Origin of the sequence: Rhodococcus pseudokoreensis (genome assembly GCF_017068395.1) — a bacterium.
In the GTDB taxonomy this organism is placed as follows: Bacteria; Actinomycetota; Actinomycetes; order Mycobacteriales; family Mycobacteriaceae; genus Rhodococcus_F; species Rhodococcus_F pseudokoreensis.
Window position 1 is genome coordinate 1,527,442 of sequence record NZ_CP070619.1, and the last position, 22,025, is coordinate 1,549,466.

At 65.8% G+C, this 22,025-nt stretch carries 21 protein-coding genes; 15 read left to right on the top strand and 6 right to left on the bottom strand.

The annotated features are described in order from the left end of the window. Positions 1 to 154: 154 nt before the first annotated feature. Positions 155 to 850, bottom strand: coding sequence for a TetR/AcrR family transcriptional regulator C-terminal domain-containing protein (locus JWS13_RS12475; protein ID WP_206005800.1), 696 nt, complete (start codon positions 848 to 850; stop codon positions 155 to 157). Positions 851 to 945: 95 nt separating this feature from the next. On the opposite strand from JWS13_RS12475, the gene JWS13_RS12480 reads away from it, so the two are divergent. The 8 genes from JWS13_RS12480 to JWS13_RS12515 all read left to right on the top strand — a co-directional run bounded on the left by JWS13_RS12480 (position 946) and on the right by JWS13_RS12515 (position 9,610). Further along, entirely contained in the window at positions 946 to 2,043 is a 1,098-nt protein-coding gene (locus JWS13_RS12480) for an MBL fold metallo-hydrolase (protein WP_206005801.1), read from the top strand. 23 nt (positions 2,044 to 2,066) lie between these two features. Then, positions 2,067 to 2,627: an ester cyclase gene (locus tag JWS13_RS12485; protein WP_206005802.1), complete on the top strand. Its 561-nt coding sequence runs from the start codon at positions 2,067 to 2,069 to the stop codon at positions 2,625 to 2,627. Positions 2,628 to 2,652: 25 nt separating this feature from the next. Then, positions 2,653 to 4,209, top strand: coding sequence for a zinc-binding dehydrogenase (locus JWS13_RS12490; protein WP_206005803.1), 1,557 nt, complete (start codon positions 2,653 to 2,655; stop codon positions 4,207 to 4,209). Next, positions 4,209 to 5,021, top strand: coding sequence for an MBL fold metallo-hydrolase (locus tag JWS13_RS12495; RefSeq protein WP_206005804.1), 813 nt, complete (start codon positions 4,209 to 4,211; stop codon positions 5,019 to 5,021). The genes JWS13_RS12490 and JWS13_RS12495 overlap by 1 nt, the downstream gene beginning before the upstream one ends. Continuing rightward, entirely contained in the window at positions 5,018 to 5,677 is a 660-nt protein-coding gene (locus JWS13_RS12500; RefSeq protein WP_206005805.1) for an NAD(P)-dependent oxidoreductase, read from the top strand. Before JWS13_RS12495 ends, JWS13_RS12500 begins: the two co-directional genes overlap by 4 nt. A gap of 605 nt (positions 5,678 to 6,282) precedes the next feature. Then, entirely contained in the window at positions 6,283 to 8,646 is a 2,364-nt protein-coding gene (locus JWS13_RS12505; protein WP_241032167.1) for a sensor histidine kinase, read from the top strand. Further along, positions 8,622 to 9,041 carry a roadblock/LC7 domain-containing protein gene (locus JWS13_RS12510; protein ID WP_087561704.1) on the top strand — a complete coding sequence of 140 codons (420 nt, stop codon included), beginning with the start codon at positions 8,622 to 8,624 and terminating at the stop codon, positions 9,039 to 9,041. The genes JWS13_RS12505 and JWS13_RS12510 overlap by 25 nt, the downstream gene beginning before the upstream one ends. Next, the gene (locus tag JWS13_RS12515) at positions 9,038 to 9,610 is read left to right on the top strand and encodes a GTP-binding protein (protein ID WP_206005807.1); all 573 of its coding nucleotides are present in this window, start codon (positions 9,038 to 9,040) and stop codon (positions 9,608 to 9,610) included. Before JWS13_RS12510 ends, JWS13_RS12515 begins: the two co-directional genes overlap by 4 nt. A gap of 12 nt (positions 9,611 to 9,622) precedes the next feature. Here JWS13_RS12515 and JWS13_RS12520 read toward each other — a convergent pair whose 3' ends face one another. Both JWS13_RS12520 and JWS13_RS12525 read right to left on the bottom strand, forming a co-directional pair. Then, on the bottom strand, positions 9,623 to 13,096 hold the full coding sequence (locus JWS13_RS12520) for a serine/threonine-protein kinase (RefSeq protein ID WP_206005808.1): 3,474 nt from the start codon (positions 13,094 to 13,096) through the stop codon (positions 9,623 to 9,625). Positions 13,097 to 13,210: 114 nt separating this feature from the next. Further along, positions 13,211 to 13,612, bottom strand: coding sequence for a hypothetical protein (locus JWS13_RS12525; RefSeq protein ID WP_206005809.1), 402 nt, complete (start codon positions 13,610 to 13,612; stop codon positions 13,211 to 13,213). A 389-nt stretch (positions 13,613 to 14,001) separates the two neighbouring features. Between JWS13_RS12525 and JWS13_RS12530 the strand changes: the two genes are divergently transcribed. After that, positions 14,002 to 14,373, top strand: coding sequence for a hypothetical protein (locus JWS13_RS12530; protein ID WP_206005810.1), 372 nt, complete (start codon positions 14,002 to 14,004; stop codon positions 14,371 to 14,373). Positions 14,374 to 14,527: 154 nt separating this feature from the next. Further along, complete coding sequence (locus JWS13_RS12535) at positions 14,528 to 15,334, top strand: IclR family transcriptional regulator (protein ID WP_206005811.1); 807 nt, start codon at positions 14,528 to 14,530, stop codon at positions 15,332 to 15,334. A 7-nt stretch (positions 15,335 to 15,341) separates the two neighbouring features. Here JWS13_RS12535 and JWS13_RS12540 read toward each other — a convergent pair whose 3' ends face one another. After that, positions 15,342 to 16,136, bottom strand: coding sequence for an IclR family transcriptional regulator (locus tag JWS13_RS12540; RefSeq protein WP_206005812.1), 795 nt, complete (start codon positions 16,134 to 16,136; stop codon positions 15,342 to 15,344). 102 nt (positions 16,137 to 16,238) lie between these two features. Between JWS13_RS12540 and JWS13_RS12545 the strand changes: the two genes are divergently transcribed. From JWS13_RS12545 to JWS13_RS12565, 5 genes are all read left to right on the top strand, one after another. Next, the gene (locus tag JWS13_RS12545; protein WP_087561711.1) at positions 16,239 to 17,036 is read left to right on the top strand and encodes a 2-keto-4-pentenoate hydratase; all 798 of its coding nucleotides are present in this window, start codon (positions 16,239 to 16,241) and stop codon (positions 17,034 to 17,036) included. Next, the gene (locus JWS13_RS12550) at positions 17,033 to 17,836 is read left to right on the top strand and encodes a 2-keto-4-pentenoate hydratase (RefSeq protein WP_206005813.1); all 804 of its coding nucleotides are present in this window, start codon (positions 17,033 to 17,035) and stop codon (positions 17,834 to 17,836) included. Before JWS13_RS12545 ends, JWS13_RS12550 begins: the two co-directional genes overlap by 4 nt. A 4-nt stretch (positions 17,837 to 17,840) precedes the next feature. Continuing rightward, entirely contained in the window at positions 17,841 to 18,038 is a 198-nt protein-coding gene (locus JWS13_RS12555; protein ID WP_087561713.1) for a tautomerase family protein, read from the top strand. A gap of 129 nt (positions 18,039 to 18,167) precedes the next feature. Then, positions 18,168 to 19,430, top strand: coding sequence for an acyl-CoA dehydrogenase family protein (locus JWS13_RS12560; protein WP_206005814.1), 1,263 nt, complete (start codon positions 18,168 to 18,170; stop codon positions 19,428 to 19,430). A 178-nt stretch (positions 19,431 to 19,608) separates the two neighbouring features. Continuing rightward, positions 19,609 to 20,589 carry an AraC-like ligand-binding domain-containing protein gene (locus JWS13_RS12565; protein WP_206005815.1) on the top strand — a complete coding sequence of 327 codons (981 nt, stop codon included), beginning with the start codon at positions 19,609 to 19,611 and terminating at the stop codon, positions 20,587 to 20,589. 62 nt (positions 20,590 to 20,651) lie between these two features. On the opposite strand, the gene JWS13_RS12570 is transcribed toward JWS13_RS12565, so the two are convergent. Together JWS13_RS12570 and JWS13_RS12575 are read right to left on the bottom strand one after the other, a co-directional pair. Beyond that, positions 20,652 to 21,815: an NAD(P)/FAD-dependent oxidoreductase gene (locus tag JWS13_RS12570; RefSeq protein WP_087561715.1), complete on the bottom strand. Its 1,164-nt coding sequence runs from the start codon at positions 21,813 to 21,815 to the stop codon at positions 20,652 to 20,654. Positions 21,816 to 21,818: 3 nt separating this feature from the next. Beyond that, positions 21,819 to 22,013 (bottom strand): ferredoxin, encoded by a 195-nt coding sequence (locus JWS13_RS12575; protein WP_087561716.1) that lies wholly within the window; start codon positions 22,011 to 22,013, stop codon positions 21,819 to 21,821. Between the last annotated feature and the right edge of the window lie 12 nt (positions 22,014 to 22,025).

Consider the following 22,025-nt stretch of genomic DNA (forward strand, 5'->3'; position numbering starts at 1 on the left):
GTCGGGTTGATTCCGATACGATCTCGCGATCCCTCCGCACCCACTACGCCATCGCACATCTCCTGCGCAACCAATCCGGGGTACGGTGTCCTTCTCTGCAGCTCCAATCGGCGCTGACTCCCCACACCAATTCTCCGGCTGGGGAACAAGTTGGTCAGCGTCTCCGTTCCGTGCACACTCGATGCTCGAAGGCATCGGCGAGGAGCGTGAGCCCGAATTCGAACTCCTGCTCGTGGTCGCACGTGGCGAGGTACGTTGCGGCCTCGTTCACGCAGGGCAGGTCGACGGATTCGAGTGCCTGCTGCCGTGCCGTCGCCTCGGCCGGATCGCTCTGGGCGAAGGTCAACGCGGTTTCCACCTCGCGCAGCAACGTGCCTGTGATGAACGCCAGCACCGTGCGCAGCCCGTGAACGGCAAACTCGGGTGCGGCGCCTGCCCGGATGAACGTGGCGAGCGCCGCCTCGAGGGGCGCGAGGGTCAGCAGTGATTCGACGGGACGGGTCAGCACGAGCCGCGCGGCGCGCGGGTGCCCGGCCAGCGCGGCGTCCCGGAACGCCCACGCGATCGCGGTGATGTCTTCCCGGAGGCTGCCGAGAGGTTCCGGAACCACCATCCGGGACAGGATGAGCCCGGCGATTCCGTCGAGCAGAGCGTCCTTGTTCGCGACGTGGTTGTACAGGCTCTTGGGGTCGACCCCAAGTCGACGTGCGACGGTGCGCATGCTCAGCGTCTCGACGCCGTCGTCGTCGATGACGGACATCGCCGCCTCCAGGATCGCGTCGCGGGACAGCACGGACTGTCCGGCGGGCGGGCGGCCACGGCGCGTGCTCGTCTGTACCGCATCTGTCATGACGTCCATCCTCGCATGTCTTGACACAGTAATCCACACCGTGGATTAATGGATAAATCCACAGTGTGGTTTTAGTCCGAGAGAAGGGACCCGTCATGGTGTTGCGGTGGACGGCCGAGGATCTGTCCGACCTGAGCAGTGTCGGAAACGGCATCGACGTGCTCGAACGCGAGTGCACGGGAGGACCGGGTGACCGGCTGCGCGCCGCACGGTCCGCCGGTGCAGACTTCCGCCGGGAGTTCGCCGCGACCGGGATGCCGCAGCGGATCGACACGTGCGACCTCGTCACCCTGCCGTACCCGACGCGATTCGGACTGTTCCGTGCATCGCGGGCCATCGCGCCGTTCCTCTCCATCACCAACCGAATGCTGGTGATCCGCTGGACCGACGTCGACGGCAGGCAGCGGGTGCTGCTTTTCGAACCGAGCGACGTCGGACTCGGGCGTAACACCCCGTACTTCGCCGAACTCGCCCGCCGCACACCGGCGCCCATCATCAAGCGAATGGTCATCGAGCACGGCAGCGTGCTGGGCCACCTCGCAGGCCTGGGTATCGCACCGGCCGATGTGGACTACCTCGTCTTCGACCACCTGCACACGCAGGACCTGCGCCACTGGGTCGGGACGACGGCCTACCAGCCGGACCTGGGTGAGCAGCCGACCGCGGTGTTCCCGAACGCGAAGGTGATCGTCCAGCGGGATGAGCTGATCGGGATGTCGGACCTTCATCCGCTACAAACCCCGTGGTATCAACCCCAGACGTATCGCGACATCCCCGTCGAGGTGTTTGCACCGATCGACGGCTCCGTCCTTCTCGGCCCCGGTATCGCCGTGATCAAGACACCCGGGCACGTGTTCGGCAACCAGAGCCTGGTGCTCAACACCTCGACCGGAATCTGGGTGAGCAGTGAAAATGTCATCGCCGCCGAATGCCTCACACCGGAACACTCCACACTGCCCGGCCTGACCCGATGGTCGTCCTCCTGGCAACAGGAAGTCGTGCTCAATGCGAACACGATCGAAACTACTGCCGACCAATACAATTCGGTCGTTCTCGAGAAGACGATCGCCGACCGCAGCCAGACCGACTCACGGTTCCTGCAATTCTTCCCGTCCAGCGAGCTGACGCCGATGTGGACCAACCCGGGCACCCGGCCCACCTTCAGCCACCACGCCATCACCCACCAGTCCTGAGCGCCGCACCCGAGGAGACCACCATGTCGCGCCACACCATCCCCACCGAGGACGTCCTGCGGGCACGGGAGAAGCTCGTGCTCGACCACTTCCACGACGAAGTCCGCCAGGACTGGGACGACGTCCTCCACACATTCCCCCACCCGCACTACGAACTCATCGCCAGCATGACCGTCCACGACGGCGACGGCCCCGTCCGCGGGTACTACCACGACACCCGGGTCGCCTTTCCCGACCAGGACCACGAGATCATCGCGCTACGCCACAGCGCCGACGCGGTGATCGTCGAATTCTGGCTCATGGGAACCCATCTCGGCCTCCTCGGCAAGATCCCGCCGACCGGAGGCCGGCATCGCACCCGGATGACCGCCTACTTCATCTTCGACGAAGACGAAAACCTCGTCACCGAACGGATCTACTTCGACCAGCTCACGATCCTCTCGCAACTGCTCGGCAGCCTCGACAAGAAGAATCCGCGCGACCTGCTCACCCTCGGCCGCGCCGTCGTCGGATTGCTGGCCATGACCGGCCGCGAACCCGATCCCCGACTGCTCGACACCACCGCCCCCGACCTGACCCACTGACCCTCGCTCGGCAAGGAGAACCATCATGCGTGCACTCATCGGCGGCCTCGAACCGGACTGGGTCGCCCAGAACGACACCGAGATACCCGCCATGAAACTCGGCGCCCTGCGCGTGCGGGTCATCGCCGCGGCCCTCAACCGGGCCGACCTCTACATGCTCGAGGGCACCTACAGCCCGAACCTCAAGCCCGGCGACGTCTACCCCGCGGGCATGGAGTTCGCCGGCGTCGTGGAGACCTCGAGCCCGCTGGCCCCGCAGTACCCGGTCGGCACCCGGGTCATGGGCGTCACCATGGGCGCGTTCGCCGACTACGCACTGTGCGACCCGCGCATGGTCCTGCCGATCCCTCAGAACATGTCGTTCGAGGAGGCCGCCACCCTGCCCGTCGCCCTGGCCACCGAGAACGACGCCCTCACCCAAGCCGGATTCACCTCCGGTGACCGGGTCCTGATCGTCGGGGGCACCACCTCCATCGGCCTCATCGCCATTCAACTGGCCAAGGCACTCGGCGCAGGCACGGTCATCGCGACCACCACCAGCGCCGACAAACAGCAGGCCCTGATCGACGCCGGCGCCGACGTCACGATCGACACCACCACCGAAGACCTGGCCGCCGCCGTCCTCGCCGCGACCGACGGTCAGGGCGTCGACGTCACCCTCGACCACATCGGGGGCGCACTCTTCGCCCAACTCCCCGCCGCCACCCGGGTCGGCGGCGTCATCGTCAACATCGGCCGCCTCGCCGGACCCGGCACCAGCCTCGACCTCGACCAGCTGGCGTTCCGGCGACAGCGGCTGCTCGGCACCACCTTCAGCGTGCGCACCCCCGACGAACTCGGCGAAGTCTGCGGCGCACTACACGCCGCCGTCCTCCCCGCCCTCGCCGAGGGCACGATCCGCCCCCGCATCGACAAAATCTTCCCGTTCGAGCAGGCGATCGATGCCGCCGAGCGACTGCGCTCCAACGAGGCGCTCGGCAAGATCCTGCTGTCGTTCGCCGACGGCCCCGCCGAGGAACCCGACGACCGGGCGCCCGTCGCCAACTTCTTCGGCAGCATCACCCAGCTCGGCTACGTCGTCCACGACATCGACGCCTCCATCGAGGGATTCGTCAAGTGCGGCATCGGGCCGTGGTTCCTGCTACGCAACGTGCAACCCGAGAACTTCACCTACCGAGGCCAGCCCTCGAGGATGGCCATGGACGTCGCGGTCGCCAACAGCGGCAACATCCAGATCGAGATCATCACCCCCGTCAACGACGAACCGTCGATGTACCGGGACTTCCTCGACGCCGGCCACGAAGGCCTGCAGCACTTCGCCTACTGGTCCACCGACTACCAGGACCTGTACGACCGGGCGCTCGCAGCAGGATTCACCGTCGGCCAGGAAGGACAACTCGGCGGCCCCACCGGACGCTTCGCATACCTGCAGACCGAACACCACCCCGGCACCTGCATCGAGATCTCCGACCTCGGCGGCGCGAAGGCGAAACTCTTCGAATACGTCGAGCTGGCCGCCAAGAACTGGGACGGCACCCACCCCGTTCAGGTCATCGACCCCGCAATGCTCGAAGCCCGCTGATGCGAATTCACCACCTCAACTGCGGCACGATGCGACCACCCGGCACGCCGGACGGACTGGTGTGTCACGTCCTGCTCCTCGAAACCGACGCCGGGCTCGTCCTGGTCGACTCCGGCCTCGGCCTGCGCGATCCCCACGACCGAGCGAACCGGTTCGGCCCGGCCCGATTCTACGTCCGGCCCACCTACGACCCCGACGAGACCGCCACCCGCCAGATCACCCGACTCGGGTTCGACCCCAAGGACGTTCGGCACATCGTGCTCACCCACTTCGACGCCGATCACGTCGGCGGCCTGGCCGACTTCCCCTGGGCACGGATTCACCTGACCGCCGCCGAAGCGTTCGCGGCACTGCACCCCCGGACCCTGACGGAGAAGCAGCGGTACCTACCCGGCGAACGTGACCACAACCCCGTACTCGTCGAACACACCCCCTCCACATCGGAAACGTGGCGCGGCTTCCCCGGCGCCCAGGAACTCACCGACATCGCCCCCGGCATCGTCATGATCGACCTGCCCGGCCACAGCCGCGGCCACGCCGCCGTCGCGGTCGACGCGGGCGAGACTTGGATCCTGCACGTCGGCGACTCCTTCTACCACCACGGCCAGATCGACGGCACCACCACGGCACCCAAAGGGCTCCTCGCAATGGAACGCCTCATCGCCCACGACTGGGCCAAGGTCCAAGCCAACCATCAGCGGCTCACCGAACTGTGGGCCGCCGCCGAACCCGACCTGCTACTCGTCAACGCCCACGACCCGTTCCTGCTGCGCGAAGCCCAGCAACGCAACCGAAAGAACCCTTCCCGATGAAACTCGCACTGATCGGCGCCACCGGTGGCACCGGACTCCAGATCATCGACCACGCAATCGACCGCGGCCACCACGTCATGGCCTACTGCCGCCGCCCCGACGCCCTGACCCCACGACCCGGACTCACCATTGTCGGCGGCCACCTCGACGACCACGACGCCCTCGTCTCGGCGCTGTCCGGCGCCGACGCCGTTCTGTGTGCGCTCGGCCCCAGAAGCGGACTCGCCGGCATGTTCGGCGTCACCGTGATGCAAGACAACCTGCCGCTCATCACCACCGCCATGCGAGACGCCCACGTCGACCGGTTGATACTGCTGTCGGCATACGGCGTCGGCAACTCCGCGCGCACCGCCTCACCCCTGGCTCGGCTCGCCTACAAAACCGTGGTCGCCTCCGCATACCGGGACAAACAAATCTCCGAAACCGCACTACCGAAAACCGAACTCGACGTCACCCGCCTACTTCCGGTCATCCTCGACGACGGTCCACTCAACCCCCACGCCACCGTCCGACCCATGGCGACAGTCACGAAGGTGTCAGGCCTGCCCAAGATCTCCCGCGCCACCGTGGCCGCAGCCATGCTCGACGCCGCCGAAGACAACGACACCAGCGGAAAACGGCTCCTCGTCTCCGCCCCCGGCACCACGTCAGGCTGAGCAAACGGAACCGTCCGTGTACACCCGCGAGATCCCACCGACCGCTTGCTGTCGATCCAAGGACGTGCACACCTGACCTGGGGCGGCGGGACCGATGTCGTATCCATTCGACTCGCTTGCCGTCCCGGATTTCCGGACGCATTCGTACCCACTGCCGGTGGTATCCCGACATCCTGGCAACGTTCCCGCCCTCGACTCGGTCGCGCATAGTCTCCGGCCAACTGCCGAGGACTTGTTTGGGCACTCCAGTCCGGCGCCTCGACACTTCCCCGCGCCCCATTCTCGTACCCGAAGGCGCATAACCCGAGAGGCACACGATGAGTCGCACAACCGCCGTCGTTGGCGGCTTCCGGCGGCGTCACGAGCGGCGGCGGTCACGGGGGATCGCAGGATGGCCGCTGCGGTGGAAGATGGCCGTTGTGTTGATCGTTCCACTCACTGTTGCGGCTGCGCTCGGTGGTCTTCGCGTTGACCAGAGCCTGCGTACGGCAGCAAACTTCACAACCGTCGCCGATCGGGTCAAGATGCTCCCGCTTCTGGTCGAGTTGGACGGAGACGCGTCCGTCGTTATGGGAACGCTGGCACAGCGCACGATTACCCCAGCGATGATCGACAGTCTCGACAGGTCGATCGAAGTGGTGGAACAGGTAGGTCCGGAGGCCGGGCTCGACGAGGGTACGGCCGCGGACGTCGGGACCGCCCTCTCCGATGCACGTGCATTGAGCGCGCAGGCCAAGCAGGGATCGACATCGACGGCGGCTCTCACCGAACAGCTCGCCTCAATCCGCGCTGCCTTGTCGAGGGTGGTGTCCGCCATCACTGAGCCGATCGCCGACCCCGAGGTCGTCGTCGAGACCGGGCGTATCGAGGACCTGTGGTCGGCCCAGAAGCTGATCTCCGCTGAGGGACTGTCTGTCGTCGCCTCCTCGGCAGTTCTTGCCGGTGAATCCGCTGGAACTCTCGAGGCCGAGGGCGCCAACCTGCTCGCACACTTGAGGACCGAATCCGCACTTCTCGACCAGGTCGCGCAAAGGTATTCGCCCGATGACCCGACCGTTGCGGCACTACGGAGAGGCATCAACGATCGAACCGCATTGTTGCAGAATGCCACTCGACGCGAGAGTGCCGATCAGGCCCTGGCCGGTCTCAAGTACTCGCTGTTCGACAGTATCGACGATTACTCCAGCGCAGTCGCCACGGCGTCCGCTGGTCTCAGTGATGCGGTTGCGGCCAAATCGGATACGTTGCGGACCAGCGCGTGGCGGGACCTGACTGTTGTGACCTTGCTGCTGCTCGCCGCGATTCTGCTCGCCGTGGTCGTGGCTCGATCGTTGCTCATGCCGCTACGACGACTGCGGCACGGTGCTCTCCAAGTGGCTCACGCAGACCTTCCGGACGCAGTCGAACGACTCAAGTCCGGGACGGACATTGCAACGCTGGAAGTCGACCCCATCGACGTCCACACCCACGAAGAGATTGGTCAGGTCGCCCGCGCCATTGATGACATCCACAACCAAGCCCTCCTGCTCGCCGGCGAACAGGCGCACCTGAGGCTGCAGATGAACAATGTCTTCGAAACGCTCGCTCGCCGCAGCAGGTCCCTGATCGACCTGCAACTGGAGATGATCGAACAACTCGAGTTCGAAGAACGCGACCCCAAGCGCCTCGACAATCTCTTCCGGCTCGACCACCTCGCCACACGGATGCGCCGAAATGGCGACAACCTGCTGATCCTGGCAGGCAACAGCAACCGCCGCGGTCGACCGACTCCGATCCAACTGGGCGATGCGGTGCGTGCGTCCATTTCCGAGGTGGAGCACTACCAGCGCGTTCACGTCGGTGCGGCGCCACCTGTGGCCCTGACCGGCGCTGCGGGCAGGGACCTCGTGCATGTCCTGGCCGAGCTATTGGACAACTCGTTGCACTTCTCACCGCCAGACAGTGCGGTGACGACCACCTGCGCGCGCACCATCGACGGCGGTGTCGTCATCGAGATCGTGGACCGCGGAATCGGCATGTCACCGAACGACCTTCGGGAACTCAACGATCGAATCGCCTCGACACCAGAGGTCACTCCTGACACAGCTCGCCACATGGGCCTGTTCGTCGTCAGCGAATTGGCCAAGCGTCACGACATCAGCGTCACCCTCCGGCCGACGCTGGACCGGCCGCGCAATGCGGGAATCACCGCCTCGGTCCACGTTCCCGGAGACGTACTGACTTCTGCTGTCGAGCCTCGAGTCCAGGCCATCCCCACCACGCCCAAGGCTGCTGGTCTGTATGGCGATCACACGGCCCACGATAACGCCGCAGTTCTTGTCGAAGTGGGAGCCGCCACCGTCCAGGATCGCCCTTCAAGCCCGAGACCGACACCTCCCGCAGACAGTAATGCGCGACGATCGGAGACGCCCGCACCCGGCGCTCTACCCCACCGTCGACCCGGTGCGACCGGAATCGTCACCTCCCCACAACCCCACGCCGAACCAACACCGCCGGCGAGCCCGCCGGGGAGAGACGAGCCTGCCCCTCGACATCGCTTGGACACGGTGCGGACGGCATCGTTCTTCCAGCCACGACTGCTCCAGCATGCCGCATCGGAAGACCCGACGACACAGACTCCGATCTTCGCCAGTCTCGCTCCCCTGTGGCTGACCGACCCCACCAAGACCGCCACCAATACTCCGCAGCGGTGGGTCACCCGAGCAGATACCGGCTGGTCGGCCGCGCGGCGCGCTGCGCAGGGCCCCCAGGCGCCGGTCACAGACAGCGGTCTTCCGCAACGCGTGCCCGGGCAACGCCTGGTCCCCGGCGGTGTCAACGCCGACGACCAGGCATCGATTCGCGTCCGCACACCCGAGGCGGTCCGCGCACGCCTCACCCGACATCAGAGCGGTGTTCGAGCAGGCAGGACCGGCACACGTCCAGTCCTTGGATCGTTGGATCAATGGCAACAGGAGGAATCGTCGTGACGAGTCGTGGCACGCTGGACTGGTTGGTGTCGAATTTCGCCAGCGACGTCCCCCGCGTGACGCATGCCGTGCTGGTCTCGGCCGATGGCCTGCTGATGGCCGCGAGCGCGCATTTGCCACTCGATCGGGCCGAACAGCTCGCCGCGGTGACATCGGGCCTTGCCAGCCTCTCGGCCGGCGTTTCGACGCTGTTCGAGGGCGGTGGTGTCTTGCAGTCGGTCGTCGAGATGCAGCACGGTTATCTGCTGTTGATGAGTGTCGGGGACGGCTCGCAGCTTGCCGCTCTGACTTCAGCCGAGTGTGACATCGGGCAGGTTGGTTACGAGATGGCAATTTTGGTCGAACGGGTCGGATCCGAAATCGAGGCCATGCCTCGTTCGGCAGTTCGGTCATGATTCCGTCAGGGTTACGTTCGGCCCGCCCCGAAGGGACGAACTTCTCGGACGACCGGGTCACGTCGGCCAAGATCGTCATCGCGGGCGGGTTCGGTGTCGGGAAGACCACCCTGGTCGGGTCGGTGTCCGAAATCGTTCCGTTGCGGACCGAAGCGATGGTCACCGACGCCAGCACCGACGTGGACAGCGTCAGGGCAACCCCGCAGAAGGTGACCACCACCGTCGCAATGGATTTCGGGCGCCTCACGCTGGCAGACGATTTGATCCTCTACCTCTTCGGAACACCGGGCCAGCAACGGTTCTGGTTCATGTGGGACGACCTCGTGCGCGGAGCGATCGGCGCGATAGTTCTCATCGACACCCGACGCCTCGACGACAGCTTCGCGGCCGTGGACGAGTTCGATGATGCGCCGCGGTACCCGGTCGAGGAACTTCGTGACGCCTTGGCGGTGACGGCGGAGGTACCCATCATCACTCTCGACGCACGTGACCGCGCCTCGGTGAAAAATTCTCTTCTCGACATCGCCACGTACGCATTGCAGATGGTGAAGGCGACGTCGCTCCGTTGAGCGTTTGGTTCCTCAGGTGGGCTGCGTCGCGAGTTGAGCCAGGTATTCGGCCATGCCGGCGAAAGTGGTCGCGCCCGCGTGACCCGGTACCTGTGTTCGAAGACGATCTACCAGACGATTCACCGCAGGACCGGCGTCAAGGATCGGTCGGATGAGGCCGAGTCGAGCGCACTGGGCGGCGAGGGGCACCAGCGCAGTCGAAGCATCGTCGTCTCGTCCTGCGGCGGCGAGGGTTTCAACCTCCAGCAACGCGGCATGGAGGAATGCTCGTGGCCGGGCGTTGCGGTCGATCGACGCGACCAGGGTGTGCGCCCGCGCGCAGATGGCGTCGACTTCATCGTCGGGTCCGTGCGTTTTCAGAGCTGTGCGGATCGCGGAGTCCTCGTCGAGTTCTGCGGTCATGACGGCTAGTCCGTTGTCTCGGTCGCAATGAGTCCACCCATCGTTGGTGGTATCGAGAGCGCTGGAAGGGTCCCAGCCGGTAGCGGATCGGATTCGTTCGTTGGTGATCCGTGCTGCCAGTCGAGGCAAATTTAGTCGTTGCGCCAACCGAATCCCCTCGTCGAGTCGCGCCTTCGCCGCGCCCGACTGCCCGAGGAGTTCTTTCAGTCGGGCGCCCGTTCCGTAGGTGGCGAACATGAAATCGACGGTGCCGCCCTCCGCCCCCAGAGTATGGCTGCGGTCGAGAAGTCGATCTGCCTCGACCAGAAGACCTTGTTCGTACAGCAGGTCTCCAAGCAGGGCCGCGGTCAGTCGTGAGCCGTAGCCGAGATCGTCTTCCGCCTCTTCTGCCAGGTGCATGGCGTGCCGGAAGCTCTCCTCTGCAGCCGGGAGATCGAGTTGCTCTCGTGCTGCGATCCCGGCCATGCAATATCCATAGATGACGCTGAAGGGTCCACTGGATCGCTGGTGGAAAGGCAGCGCCCATTTCTGCCACCGCAGGGCCTCGCCGTAATCGAAACGGCAGATCGCGTGGAACGACGCGACGTCGGCCGCCCCGGACAGTACCCAGGGCCGTAGTGTTTCCGCGCGCGCCACGCATCCCTCTACGGCCTCGTCGAGGCCATCGCTCTTGTCGTCGAAGACTGTGATGGTGGCGCGGATGAAGGCGGCCTCGACGCGCATGTCCGCGGTGGTGAGGTCTCCTTCGTCATTACCCAGTAGTGTCTCGGCGACGTTCAGATAGCGGTCGGCTTCGCGGGGATGGTGTAGTAGCGCGTGTGCCCACGCGAGCGCGATAGGTAAACGAGGCCGTGCGGTCGTTCTCTTGGTGGGCAGTTTTTCGGCCAGGCCGAGGAGGGTTCCCATCTGCGATTGTTCGAGTAGGTCCATCGCATTGTTCTCGACGAGCGCGACGGCGGCGTCGTCGTCGCTGGCGCGGAGGTAGTGGTCGACAGCTTGGCTGAGAAGGTGTCGGTCGGCGAACCACTGCGCTGCTCGTCGTTGGAGTTCGACGACGCGGTCGGGGTCGTCGCGTTCGAGGCGGCGTTGGAGGAATTCGGCAAACATGTGGTGGTAGCGGAACCACTCCCCTGCGTCGTCGAGGCGCCGCAGGAATAGATCACGTGCTTCGATGTCTTCGAGTGCGGCCTGGCCTTGTCGGGTGCCGGTGAGCACGCATGCCAGTGCGCCGCAGGTCTTTTCCGTCACGGAGGTGGCAAGGACGAAGTCCAGTGTTCGAGGGTCGAGGTTGCTGATCACGTTGTCGGCCAGGTATTCACCGATCGCGCGATTTCCTCCGGAGAGGTGGTCGATCAGTTCGCGTGGGTGCGGGTGGTCGCGTAATGCCAGGGACACCAACTGTAAAGCCGCTGCCCATCCGTCTGTCGACTGTTCGAGTTCGATGATGTCGGGTTCCTGCAGATCGAGTCCGGTGCGGTCGACGAGGAGCTGCATGGACTCTCGGACATCGAAACGCATTGCTGACGAATCGATTTCGAGTAGTTCGTTGTGGACGCTCATTTCACTGAGGGGTAGCCCGAGTCGAGTTCTACTGGTGACGATCAGGTGCAAGTGGTGACAGCCGTGCTCGAGGAGAAATGCCAGCGCCGACCGCGTGTCTTCGTTCGTCACACGGTGCCAGTCGTCTATGACGAGAGCGACGTGTTGGTCCGCTGCGTGCAGATGGTCGATGAGCGAGGTCAGCACGTACCTCTCCAGTCTCGCACCGTGGATCTCTAGTTCACGAACCAGTTTTCGGCCGATGGCCGGGTGTGCCACGGAAATGGCCTCGACGACGTGGGTGAGGAACCAGACCAGTGTGTTGTCGTCGTTGTCGATCGACAGCCACGCGGTCGCCACACCCTCGCTCCGGAGGGCGTCGGTCCGCTGGGCGGCGAGTGTGCTCTTGCCGAACCCTGCGGGTGCGTGGATGAGTACAAGGCGCGGACGACCGCCTCGGCTGAGTCGGTCGAGCAGTTGGGCGCGGACCACCGTTGCCCCCGGGGTGACCGGCGGCCGATATTTCGTGGATGCACTGGGCGGCGGTGGTGGGGTGTCGAGAAGCGTGGTGCCGCGGCGGTAGTCCGGCAATCCGGTCGTCGGAACTTCGTCCGGCGGGTGGAAGGGGCGCTCGTCGTCACCGGCCAGCGGCAGCGGAAGGTCTGCCACAGTAATACCGATCTGCTCGCCGGCTCTTTGCAGTGCCGAACCCAGGTCGATGGCCGTGGTGATGCGGTCAGCCGAGTCTCGGGCCATGGCTGTCTCGATGACGGCGCACACCGGGTCGGGGATTCCCTCGTTTCGGAGGTCGGGAAGCGGTTCGGTGCCGATCCGCAGAAGCTGGGCGAAGACCTGTTCGCCGCGGCGACGGGCGTACGCAGGTCGCCCCGAGAGGGCGGTGAACAGCGTCGCGCCGAGGCCGTAGACATCGGTGGCGGTGGACGCGGCCGCACCAGTGAGCAGTTCCGGGGCGGTATAAGCCGGCGAGCAGGCCACCACTCCCTGCGTGGTGTCGTCACCGCCGGTGATGCGGGCGATACCGAAGTCGGTGAGCTGAGGTTCGCCGTACTCGGTCAGAAGAATGTTGGCGGGTTTGATGTCGCGGTGCAGCACACCGCCACGGTGCGCAGTTTCGAGAGCGCCGGCCAGTTTTGCGCCGACGGCCAACGTCTCGGCGACCGTCAACCGCCCGTGCTTGGCGATCCAGGATTCGAGGGAATCGCGGCGATGGAACAGCATCACGATATAGGGACGTCCGGTGTAAGTAATTCCGCCTTGCAGGACGTGCACGATGTTCGGGTGCCCGGACAATCGGCCCATCGCCTGCTGTTCCCGCAGAAACCGTGCCCGGTCCGTGTGGTCGGGCTCGGGACTGAGCACTTTCACGGCGACCAGGCGGTCGAGCGATGGTTGCCGACAGCGGTAGACGATGCCGAACCCGCCGCGGCCTGCAATCCGCGCATCTTCGAAACCTTCGGCCGATAGCTCGGCGACAATGTCGGCGTCGATCTGGCGTTGCGTGCTTTCCGTGGCCTCGTCCGGCATGGCAGGTCCTACGGCGCCGTGACCGGTTCGTCGATGCGCCGTGTGCGGGCTGCCAAGTCCTTGCCCATGCGGTCTCCTCGCGCTGCGATGACACCATTCTAGGTACCGTCGACGTCACTGGTCGCCGAAAAACGACCGCCGGTATCGAGACGAGGCGATGCGGCAGAAGCCGCACCCCACGGCTACCGCCGCGATTCCGGCGACGCCGTAGGCGATTGTCGCCGCCGTCAGGTGATCGTGCGACCAGAACGGTTGCGCGTCCGACCTGCCGAGAAGACTGATCTGGAGTTCGATCACACCGCTGACGACCAGGTACGGCCCTACCACTCGCTGTACCGGGATCACCGCGAAGGTGAGCAGGCCGGTCACGACCAGACCGAGACCCGCCACAGTCGCGCCCGCAACCGCGACCAGCAGCCCCGCCGCGGTGGCTGCCGCTGCAAAGGCTGCACAGATTACCTGCGCGGGCGACCAGTGCGGGGGAATCAGTCGGTCGGGAACATCGTGCGCTTCCACGGGCTGATCCTCCTCGAGTGGGTCGCGGAGGTCCTCACGCTATGAACACAGACCGGTGACCGGCACGCTGAGATGGATTTGCCGGCATTGCGGCGTGGTTACGTCCCGGTTTGTCCGGGATAGCCGAATGGAGATCACCGATGGCCAGCGAAGTTAACAGAGTGTGTGTCATGGGACATGCTTCGGTAGTTCGGATGAGTGGGGGCAGTTCGCAGCGGCGGACGCCGGCACGCGTCGCGATGGTGGGTGGGGGTGATGGAGCGGTAGGGCTCCTCGACGCTCTTACCCGCCGATGCGGCGCAAACATGTCGGTGGATGTGTTGGAGGAAGCCTCTGGTGACTGCGGTGCACGCAATGACGGGGTGCCGGGATCGACCGTTCGTACCATCGTGGTTCCCGATCTCGCGTCGGTGAGTCGAGGGGATCTCCTCGCCCGCTACGACGCGGTGATCTACACGTTCGAGTTGTTTCGCGACCGCACAGTGCTGGCGGGACTACCTGCGAGTTCGTCGGAGTTCGTCGCCAATGAAGTGTGGCGTCCCTCGGGATCGCCGCACGACCTCGTACTCGGACCGGTGCCGCGAGGTTCCGCGGCCGAACTGCACGCGCTCACCCCACACTTGCTCGCCGACCAGATCGTGAAGCAGCTCGACCGCTGCCGCGGTCCCTGGGCGGCGGTCGACCCCTTGCAGTGGCTCGAGTTCCGGCATTACGCACAGCAGGTGACGTCACCGCACCGATGGTCCGAAATGGCCAGTTGAACTGGGGTGACACTACGCCGGGGCGGCCGGTGACCGAACCGAGATACGCATTTGTGCCGATCAGCGGCACGAGCAAGTGGACCACACTGTGAGCTGCCACACATACTCGTGGAGCGATGGCGCCCGAGGTCGTCGTGAAGTGAAAGGAAGTAGTGTGGCCCCCCTTCAAACGGTTCAGAAGATCGGACCCGTGCTGGATTTGTTCACCGTCTCGCGCCCGGAATGGGGCGCGTCCGAGGTGGCGGTGGCCATCGACGTGCCACGGTCGAGTGCTCACGCATTGCTGTCCTCGCTCGTCGAGACGGGGCTGTTGCAGTGCCGCACCCGTGGCCGCTACCGGATCGGCTGGCGGGTGGTCGAGTTGAGTCAGACCCTCAAGGGCACCGTCGATGTGCGTTCCTGTGCCGCTTCGGTTCTCCAGGATCTTGCGCACAAGTACGGTGAGACCACACATCTGGCCGTCATGGAACGCTACCGGGTGCTGTATGTGGACAAGGTGCTCGGCAATCACGTCATCAACGTGGCCGGCGCCCGGGTGGGCGCCCATCTGGAACCACATTGCAGCGCCGTCGGCAAGGTTCTTCTGGCACAGTGTGATCCCGGAGAGGTCGAGCGCAACATCACCAACAAGCCGTTGCGGCGCCTGACCCCGTCGACGATCATCAACCCGGCATCCCTGGCGCAGGAATTGCGGTCGGTTCTGCGGTCCGGGTGCGCGTTCGATGCCGGCGAGGCGGTACCGGAGGTGCACTGTGTCGCCGCCCCGGTCCGAGACGAGATGGGACTGGTGGTCGCTGCGGTGAGCATGAGTGTGCCGGCGAGCCGGTTCGTCCCTGCGCAAACGGAATTCAAGAACGCGGTCGTCGCCGCGGGCGCCGAGATCTCCCGGGCGATCGCGAACTCTGCGGACCCGGTGCTACAGACCGAACGTGACGATCCGACCGTCGCCGCCGTCAGCTGAGCGAGGTTCAGCCCGACCGCATCGACAGATACCGCGACAGACTCAGCGCCGCGGTCCGCACGGCGGCCGCCGAATGATCGAGATTGATGCGAGTGTGCCACCCGGACACCGATATTCCGGCAACGACCTGACCGCCCAATCCGAAGACCGGGCTGGCCACACAGGCGACACCGGCCCGCGATTCCTCGAGGTCGTAGGCCACTCCGCGCTCGCGGATCCGGGCCAGTTCCGCAGCGAACCGTCCCGGGGTGACGATGGTGCGTTCACTGAGCCGGGGTAGGCCCGCGGCGAGGATCTGTTCGACGACGGCCTGGTCGGAGAAGGCGAGGATCGCCTTGCCGATCCCGGTGCCGTGTGCGGGCCAGCGGCCGCCCATCCGCGTCGGCAGCGGCGGCGCGTTCGGGCTGTGCAGAACCTCGAGATACACCACACTGTCACCGTCGAGGACCGCGAAGTGGACGGAGTGGCCGGTCGCTTCCTGCAGGTCCGCCATGAACGGGCGGGCCGCTTCACGCAGATCGCGTTGGCGGGGTACGTGCTGACCGAGCTCGAAGAGCTTCAGCCCGAGGCGGTACCGGGTGCCCTCGCGTTCGAGCAGTTTGGCGCCGTGCAGTGCCTTGAGCATTCTCTGCACACTCGATTTGGGCAGCCCGCAGCGGCGCGCGATCTCCGACACCCCGAGCGCCCCTTCGGCCCCACCGAGTGTGTCGAGGACGGCGACCGCCCGGGCGATGGACCCTGCGTCCCCGGCCGCCGCAGCACCGGCCGTGTTGTGCCGGTCATCGGCACATTCGTCTTGCATAACGGCCCATAGTGCCCCAATGTGAGATGTCAGTGCAACAGCTCACACCCCGCGGAGCTGGGACGGCGCCACGGGGACGGTCCGAGGAAAGCCCGAGGTCTCATGTCCACCGACGAGGTACAAGGAGCCGCGCAGCGGCTGCTGGAGGCGTACCGCAGCGGCACGCCGATCGACCCCTTGACGCCGCAGTTCGCGAAGGCGGAACTGTCCACCGCCTACCGCATCGCCCAGGCTCAGGTCGAGCAGTGGGAAAAGGACGGCGACGCCGTCAAGGGACACAAAGTCGGGCTCGCGTCCGCCGCAATTCAACGCCAGATGGGGGTCGACCAACCCGACTTCGGTCATCTGACGGCGAGCATGTTCCATCTCGAACACCATCCGATTCCGGCCTCGTCCTACATCCAGCCGCGGATCGAACCGGAAACCGCATTCGTCCTCGGGCGCCCGCTGACCGGACCCGGCGTCACCATCGCCGACGCCGTCCGCGCCGTCGATTTCGTGCTTCCGGCACTCGAGATCGTCGACTCCCGGATCCGGGACTGGAAGATCGGCATCTTCGACACCATCGCCGACAACGCCTCCTCCGGTGGCGTCGTGCTCGGGAGCCGGCCGGTGCTGCTGCGCGATCTCGACCTGCGCCTGTCCGGCTGCACCCTGCACATCAACGGTGACCTGGTCGCCACCGGCGCCGGCGGCGCCGTGCTGGGCTCCCCGCTGAACTCGCTGGTGTGGCTGGCCAACACCGTCGGCCCGCTCGGGGTGACCCTCGAGCCCGGCCATGTGGTGCTGCCCGGGTCGATGACCAAGGCCTTCCCGATCTCGCCGGGCGATTCCATCGTCGCGAACATCAACGGACTCGGCAGCGTGTCCGCCATCCTCGGGAAGCGAGAAGAGCAGTGACCAACGAACAGCAGGCCGCCGATCGCTGGAGCGCCGGCCGCATCGCCGACATCCTCCTCGACGCCGAGCGCACCACCACCTCCCGCACGTCGTTGTCCGCCGAATGGCCGGGCCTGACCCTGCCCGTCGCCTACGAGGCGCAGGACATCGCGCTCGCCGTGCGCAAGGCCCGCGGGGAGATCGTCACCGGCGTCAAGCTGGGGCTGACCTCGCGTGCGAAGCAGCGGCAGATGGGCGTCGACGCCCCCTCGGTGGCCTGGCTGACCGATGTCATGGCGTTGCCCGCCGGTGACCCGGTCCCCCGCAACCGGCTCATCCACCCGCGGGCGGAACCGGAGATCGCGTTCGTGATGGGCCGCAGGCTCTCCGGCCCCGGCGTCACCGCCGCAGAGGCACTGGCCGCGGTCGACCGGGTGGTCGGCGCGATCGAGATCATCGACAGCCGCTACGCCGGATTCAAGTTCACCCTCGAAGACGCGGTGGCAGACAACAACTCGTCGGGGGTATACGTCACCGGGCCGATCCTCCGCCGACCCGAGGACCTCGACCTCGCGCTCGAGGCGTGTCTGCTCGAGGTGGACGGTCAGATCGTCGACACCGCCACCGGGGCTGCCGTGCAGGGACACCCGGCCGAAGCGCTCGCGTTCGCCGCGAACACCCTGGCCGAGCGGGGCCACGCCATCGAAGCGGGGTGGACCGTGCTGACCGGTGGGATGACCGACGCCATCGCCGTCGAACCGGGTGCCCGGGTCGCCGCCCACTTCACCTCGCTCGGTTCCATCACCATCTCGGGAGGATAAGCGCATGCCGTTCATCGACGTCACCATCGGTCTGGGCCGATCCCCGGAGCAGATCCGGACCCTGATCCACGAACTGACCGAGGCCGCGCACCGGGCGATCGACGCGCCCAAGGAGAACATCCGGGTCGTCATCCGCGAGGTACCGGAGACGCACTGGGCTGCCGGTGACGTCACCGTCGCCGAACGCCGCGCGGCGCGCTGATCGGAGTGTCCGAACAATGCTGATCGACAGGTCGGGGGTCGATCAGCATTGCCGACACCGCGTTGTCCACGGCGCCCGGTGACCGTAGACCAGTAGAGACACAGTCGTACTTCTCTCTGGGAGCCCCCCGTGACCACAATTCATGCCGTCGAGGCTGACACCGATCTCGACACCTTCGATCCGCCGCGCATCGCCGACCGGCTCTACCACGATCTGCTCTCCCCACCCGAGACCGCGCAGGTACGCCGGCGGGTGCGCCGGATCGCCGCGGACACCATCGCTCCGATCGCCAGCCGCATCGCCCGGGGCGACGAACGCATCGACGGCTTCCCCCGGGACGCGTTCGACTCGCTGGCCTCGGCCGGAGTGTTCCGCATCCCCTTCTCCGGCGATGTCGGTGGCGACGACCTGACGCACCGCGCCACCGCGACCGCCGTCGCGGTCGAGGAACTCGCGTACTACTCCAACAGCGTCGCCGCGATCTTCGACGTGCACTGCATCCTCGCGGGCAACGCACTCAACCAGGGCACCGACGCGCAACGCCGGCGCTGGCTCGCCCCCGTGGTGGCCGGGGAGATCGTCGGGTCCTTCGCCACCAGCGAGCCCGGCGCCTCGAGCGACCTGTCCCCGATCGCGGTCACTACCGAGGCCACCCCGACCGACACCGGTTGGGTACTCAACGGCCGCAAACGGTGGATCACGAACTCCGCGGTCGCCGCCTTCGTCGTTGTACTGGCGCGCACCGGGAGTCGGTTGAGCACCTTCATCGTGCCCACCGACACCCCCGGCGTCACGATCGGCACCCCCGACCGCAAGCTGGGCAACAAGGGGCAGATCACCGCGGACGTCATCCTCGACCAGGTTCAGGTGGATTCCGACGCGATGCTCGGCGAGGAGGGCGGCGGGCTGAAGATCGCCCTGCAGACCCTCACCTACGGGCGGATCGGCATCGCTGCGGCCGGGGTCGGGATGGCGCAGGCCGCGTTCGACCATACCGCCGCTCATCTCGCGCGTCGCCACGCCTTCGGTGGCCCCCTGGCCGGCAAGCAGCACTGGCAGTTCCTGATGGCCGATCGGGCCACGGCGATAGAATCCGCGCGTGACCTGTACCTCAAGGCGGCGCTGCGTCTGGACTCCGGTGTCGCCTTCCCAGAACCGGAGGCCGCGATGGCCAAACTGCGGGGCACCGAGATTTCCGTGGAGATGGCCCGCGACGCCGTGCAGGCCTTTGGCGGGCTCGGCTTCACCCAATCCCTGGGGGCCGACGACACCGATGGACCGGTGGAGGCGTTCTACCGGGACAGCAAGATCGGCGAGATCTACGAGGGTGCCAACGAGGTCCAGAAGTGGGTGCTCGCCCGGCAGATCTTTGGACGCGAGATCACCGGCTGACCTGGTTCCGACGTGGTGCACGCGCACGCGCGTGCACCACGTCGGTGCGCCGACGGTCGTGTCCGGGGTATCCGAACAATTGAACCCGCCGGGTACCTGTTACGTCGGATAATCCCTTCGGAGGTAAACGGTAGCCTTGATCGTGTAACACTGCGTTCATCTGAGGAGGTGATACGCGATGTCGAAGCGTGACGAGCAGGTCGACGATGCACCTGACGACGCCCAGCCACCCACACCGGTGCGCCAGGAAATGTCCGGCGGCCGCGAATGGTGGACGGATGCCCTCGCGGAAACCTACTGCGAGATGGACCCGCAGTGGGAATCGCCGCGGGGCCGTTTCGAAGCGAGACTGAGCACACGGCAGTTCGGGGATCTGTCGTTGAGCACAGTTCGCGCCCATGCACATTCGGTTCTACGGACGCCGGCGATGATCGCCGATACCGACTCAGAAGACTACTTTCTGTGCGCGGTGACCGGGGGTCCCGGGCGGATCGAACAGCATGGACGATCGATATGGCTCGACAAGGGGTCGTTCGCGGTCATCGATGCCGGGCTGCCGTTCAGGTTCGACTTTCCACAGCAGTTCGAGCAGATCGTTGTTCGCGTTCCCCGCCCCTTGCTGCTGGGACGAATGTCCGAGCGGGACGTCGACCGGGTCATGGCTCAGCCGGTGTCAGCAGTGTCTGGGGCCGGCGTCGTCGTGAGCAGGTTCCTGCAGCAAATCGCCGCTCTCGATGCCGCGGTTCCGAATGCGTCGGCAACCGCCCTGTCGGCCTCGGCTATGGACATGATCGTGACCGCATTGGCCGATACCGGTGGGGCTGTCAGTCCGACACAGCAAGCACACACTGTGGACCTACATCGCGCGCAGAATCTTCTGAAAACCCGGCTTCATGATGAAAACCTCTCCATCACCGAAGCTGCCGCCGAACTGGGGATCTCGCTACGGTACCTGCAGAAGATATTCCAGAGCACCGGGAGCACGCCGAGCGAGTGGCTTCTCCAAGCCCGCCTCGAACGCGCTCGCATGATCTTGTTGAGCACCGAAATCACCATCGGGGAACTCGCGAGCCGGGTGGGTTTCAAGGACACCTCGCACTTCAGCCGGTCGTTCCGCAATCGGTATGGGATCAGCCCGGGGCAGTATCGCCAGCGCTGACCCTGGAACAACTGCACCGGAGCCGATCCGATGATCGGTCTCCGGTGCAGTCTCGGGTCAAGTCAGGATTTCGTGCCCGCCCCGGCGAGTGTGCGCCGGTACTTCACGAAGGCCTTGTTGTCGTTCGCGGTGAACCCGGCCACCAGACCGGATTCACCGAACCCGTCCCAGTTCCATTTGCCCTCGATGCCGGTGTCGACCGGTACGAAGGTCTCGACCATGGTGACGAAACCGGCCGCTTTGAAACTGATGCCGTACTGGTCGGACCAGAACGTCGGGATCGGCGAGTACGGCGTCTTCCCGCCGACCGCGGCGAAGAGGTTTTCCGCCGCGGCGGCACCCATATCGGCCGCGTTCGACCAGTGTTCGATCCGGACCCGCTTTCCGACGCCCCGATGAGTCCAGGAGGCGACATCGCCGACTGCCACGATGTCCGGATGCCCGGAGGCGTGGCAGAACTCGTCACACACAACACTGCCCTGGTCGAGTTCGAGACCGGACCCCGTCAGCCACTCGGTGTTGGGCACCGAACCCAACGACAGCAGGACGAGGTCGGCCTCGAGGATCTGACCGTTGTCGAGTTCGACCCGCTCAACTCGGCTGCCGCCGTCGAACTTGGTCACCGCCGTGTCGCAGTAGACGTTGACGCCGTGGTCTCGGTGCAGGCGCTCGGCGAAACGGCCGATCTCGGGACCGAGCAGGGGCATCAGAGTCGGCGCCCGCTCCACTATGGTCACCGACTGCACACCGTTGACGCGGAGGCTGGACGCGACCTCGCACCCGATGAACCCGCCGCCGACGATGACCACGTTCTGGGCGTGCTGGGCGGCGGTGTGGAGGGCAATCGCATCATCGAGGCCTCGCAGCACGTGGAAGCCGTCCATCTCCGGCAGACCCGGAAGAGAACGGGCGCCGCGACCGGTCGCGATGATCAGTTTGTCGTAGCCGATCTCCCCGTCGGTGAGGTTCAGCCGCCGATTCTCCACGTCCAGCGCGGTCGCCGCGTTTCCCAAGATCCATTCGAAATCGTCCGCGGCGGTGTCGAATTCACATTCGACCGCCGACATCGTTCCGGCGAGCAGTTGCTTCGACAGGGGCGGGCGATTGTACGGGCGATGCTTTTCGTCCCCGACGATGGTGATCAGCTCGGATGTGCCGGCTTCACGCAGCCGCTGCGCTGCGCGGAGGCCGGCCAACCCGCCGCCGACGATCACTGTATTGGTCATGGCTCAACCCTCGACGCGGATGGCAGCGACCGGGCAGAGCTTGATCGCGGCGTTGACCTTGTCGCGGAGCGACTCGGCAGGCGAGTCGTCCAACAGGATCACCTCGTCACCGTCGTCGTTGAGGTCGAAGACCTCGGGGGCGGCGATGACGCACTCACCGTGGCCATCGCACATTCCGTACTCGATCTGGATCTTCATCTTCTCTTTCCT

Bases quoted from the DNA above. Each gene is read 5' to 3' on its own strand.
- JWS13_RS12475 (WP_206005800.1), bottom strand. From the start codon at position 850: ATGACAGATGCGGTACAGACGAGCACGCGCCGTGGCCGCCCGCCCGCC.
- JWS13_RS12480 (WP_206005801.1), top strand. From the start codon at position 946: ATGGTGTTGCGGTGGACGGCCGAGGATCTGTCCGACCTGAGCAGTGTC.
- JWS13_RS12485 (WP_206005802.1), top strand. From the start codon at position 2,067: ATGTCGCGCCACACCATCCCCACCGAGGACGTCCTGCGGGCACGGGAG.
- JWS13_RS12490 (WP_206005803.1), top strand. From the start codon at position 2,653: ATGCGTGCACTCATCGGCGGCCTCGAACCGGACTGGGTCGCCCAGAAC.
- JWS13_RS12495 (WP_206005804.1), top strand. From the start codon at position 4,209: ATGCGAATTCACCACCTCAACTGCGGCACGATGCGACCACCCGGCACG.
- JWS13_RS12500 (WP_206005805.1), top strand. From the start codon at position 5,018: ATGAAACTCGCACTGATCGGCGCCACCGGTGGCACCGGACTCCAGATC.
- JWS13_RS12505 (WP_241032167.1), top strand. From the start codon at position 6,283: ATGATCGACAGTCTCGACAGGTCGATCGAAGTGGTGGAACAGGTAGGT.
- JWS13_RS12510 (WP_087561704.1), top strand. From the start codon at position 8,622: ATGGCAACAGGAGGAATCGTCGTGACGAGTCGTGGCACGCTGGACTGG.
- JWS13_RS12515 (WP_206005807.1), top strand. From the start codon at position 9,038: ATGATTCCGTCAGGGTTACGTTCGGCCCGCCCCGAAGGGACGAACTTC.
- JWS13_RS12520 (WP_206005808.1), bottom strand. From the start codon at position 13,096: ATGCCGGACGAGGCCACGGAAAGCACGCAACGCCAGATCGACGCCGAC.
- JWS13_RS12540 (WP_206005812.1), bottom strand. From the start codon at position 16,136: ATGCAAGACGAATGTGCCGATGACCGGCACAACACGGCCGGTGCTGCG.
- JWS13_RS12545 (WP_087561711.1), top strand. From the start codon at position 16,239: ATGTCCACCGACGAGGTACAAGGAGCCGCGCAGCGGCTGCTGGAGGCG.
- JWS13_RS12555 (WP_087561713.1), top strand. From the start codon at position 17,841: ATGCCGTTCATCGACGTCACCATCGGTCTGGGCCGATCCCCGGAGCAG.
- JWS13_RS12565 (WP_206005815.1), top strand. From the start codon at position 19,609: ATGTCGAAGCGTGACGAGCAGGTCGACGATGCACCTGACGACGCCCAG.
- JWS13_RS12570 (WP_087561715.1), bottom strand. From the start codon at position 21,815: ATGACCAATACAGTGATCGTCGGCGGCGGGTTGGCCGGCCTCCGCGCA.
- JWS13_RS12575 (WP_087561716.1), bottom strand. From the start codon at position 22,013: ATGAAGATCCAGATCGAGTACGGAATGTGCGATGGCCACGGTGAGTGC.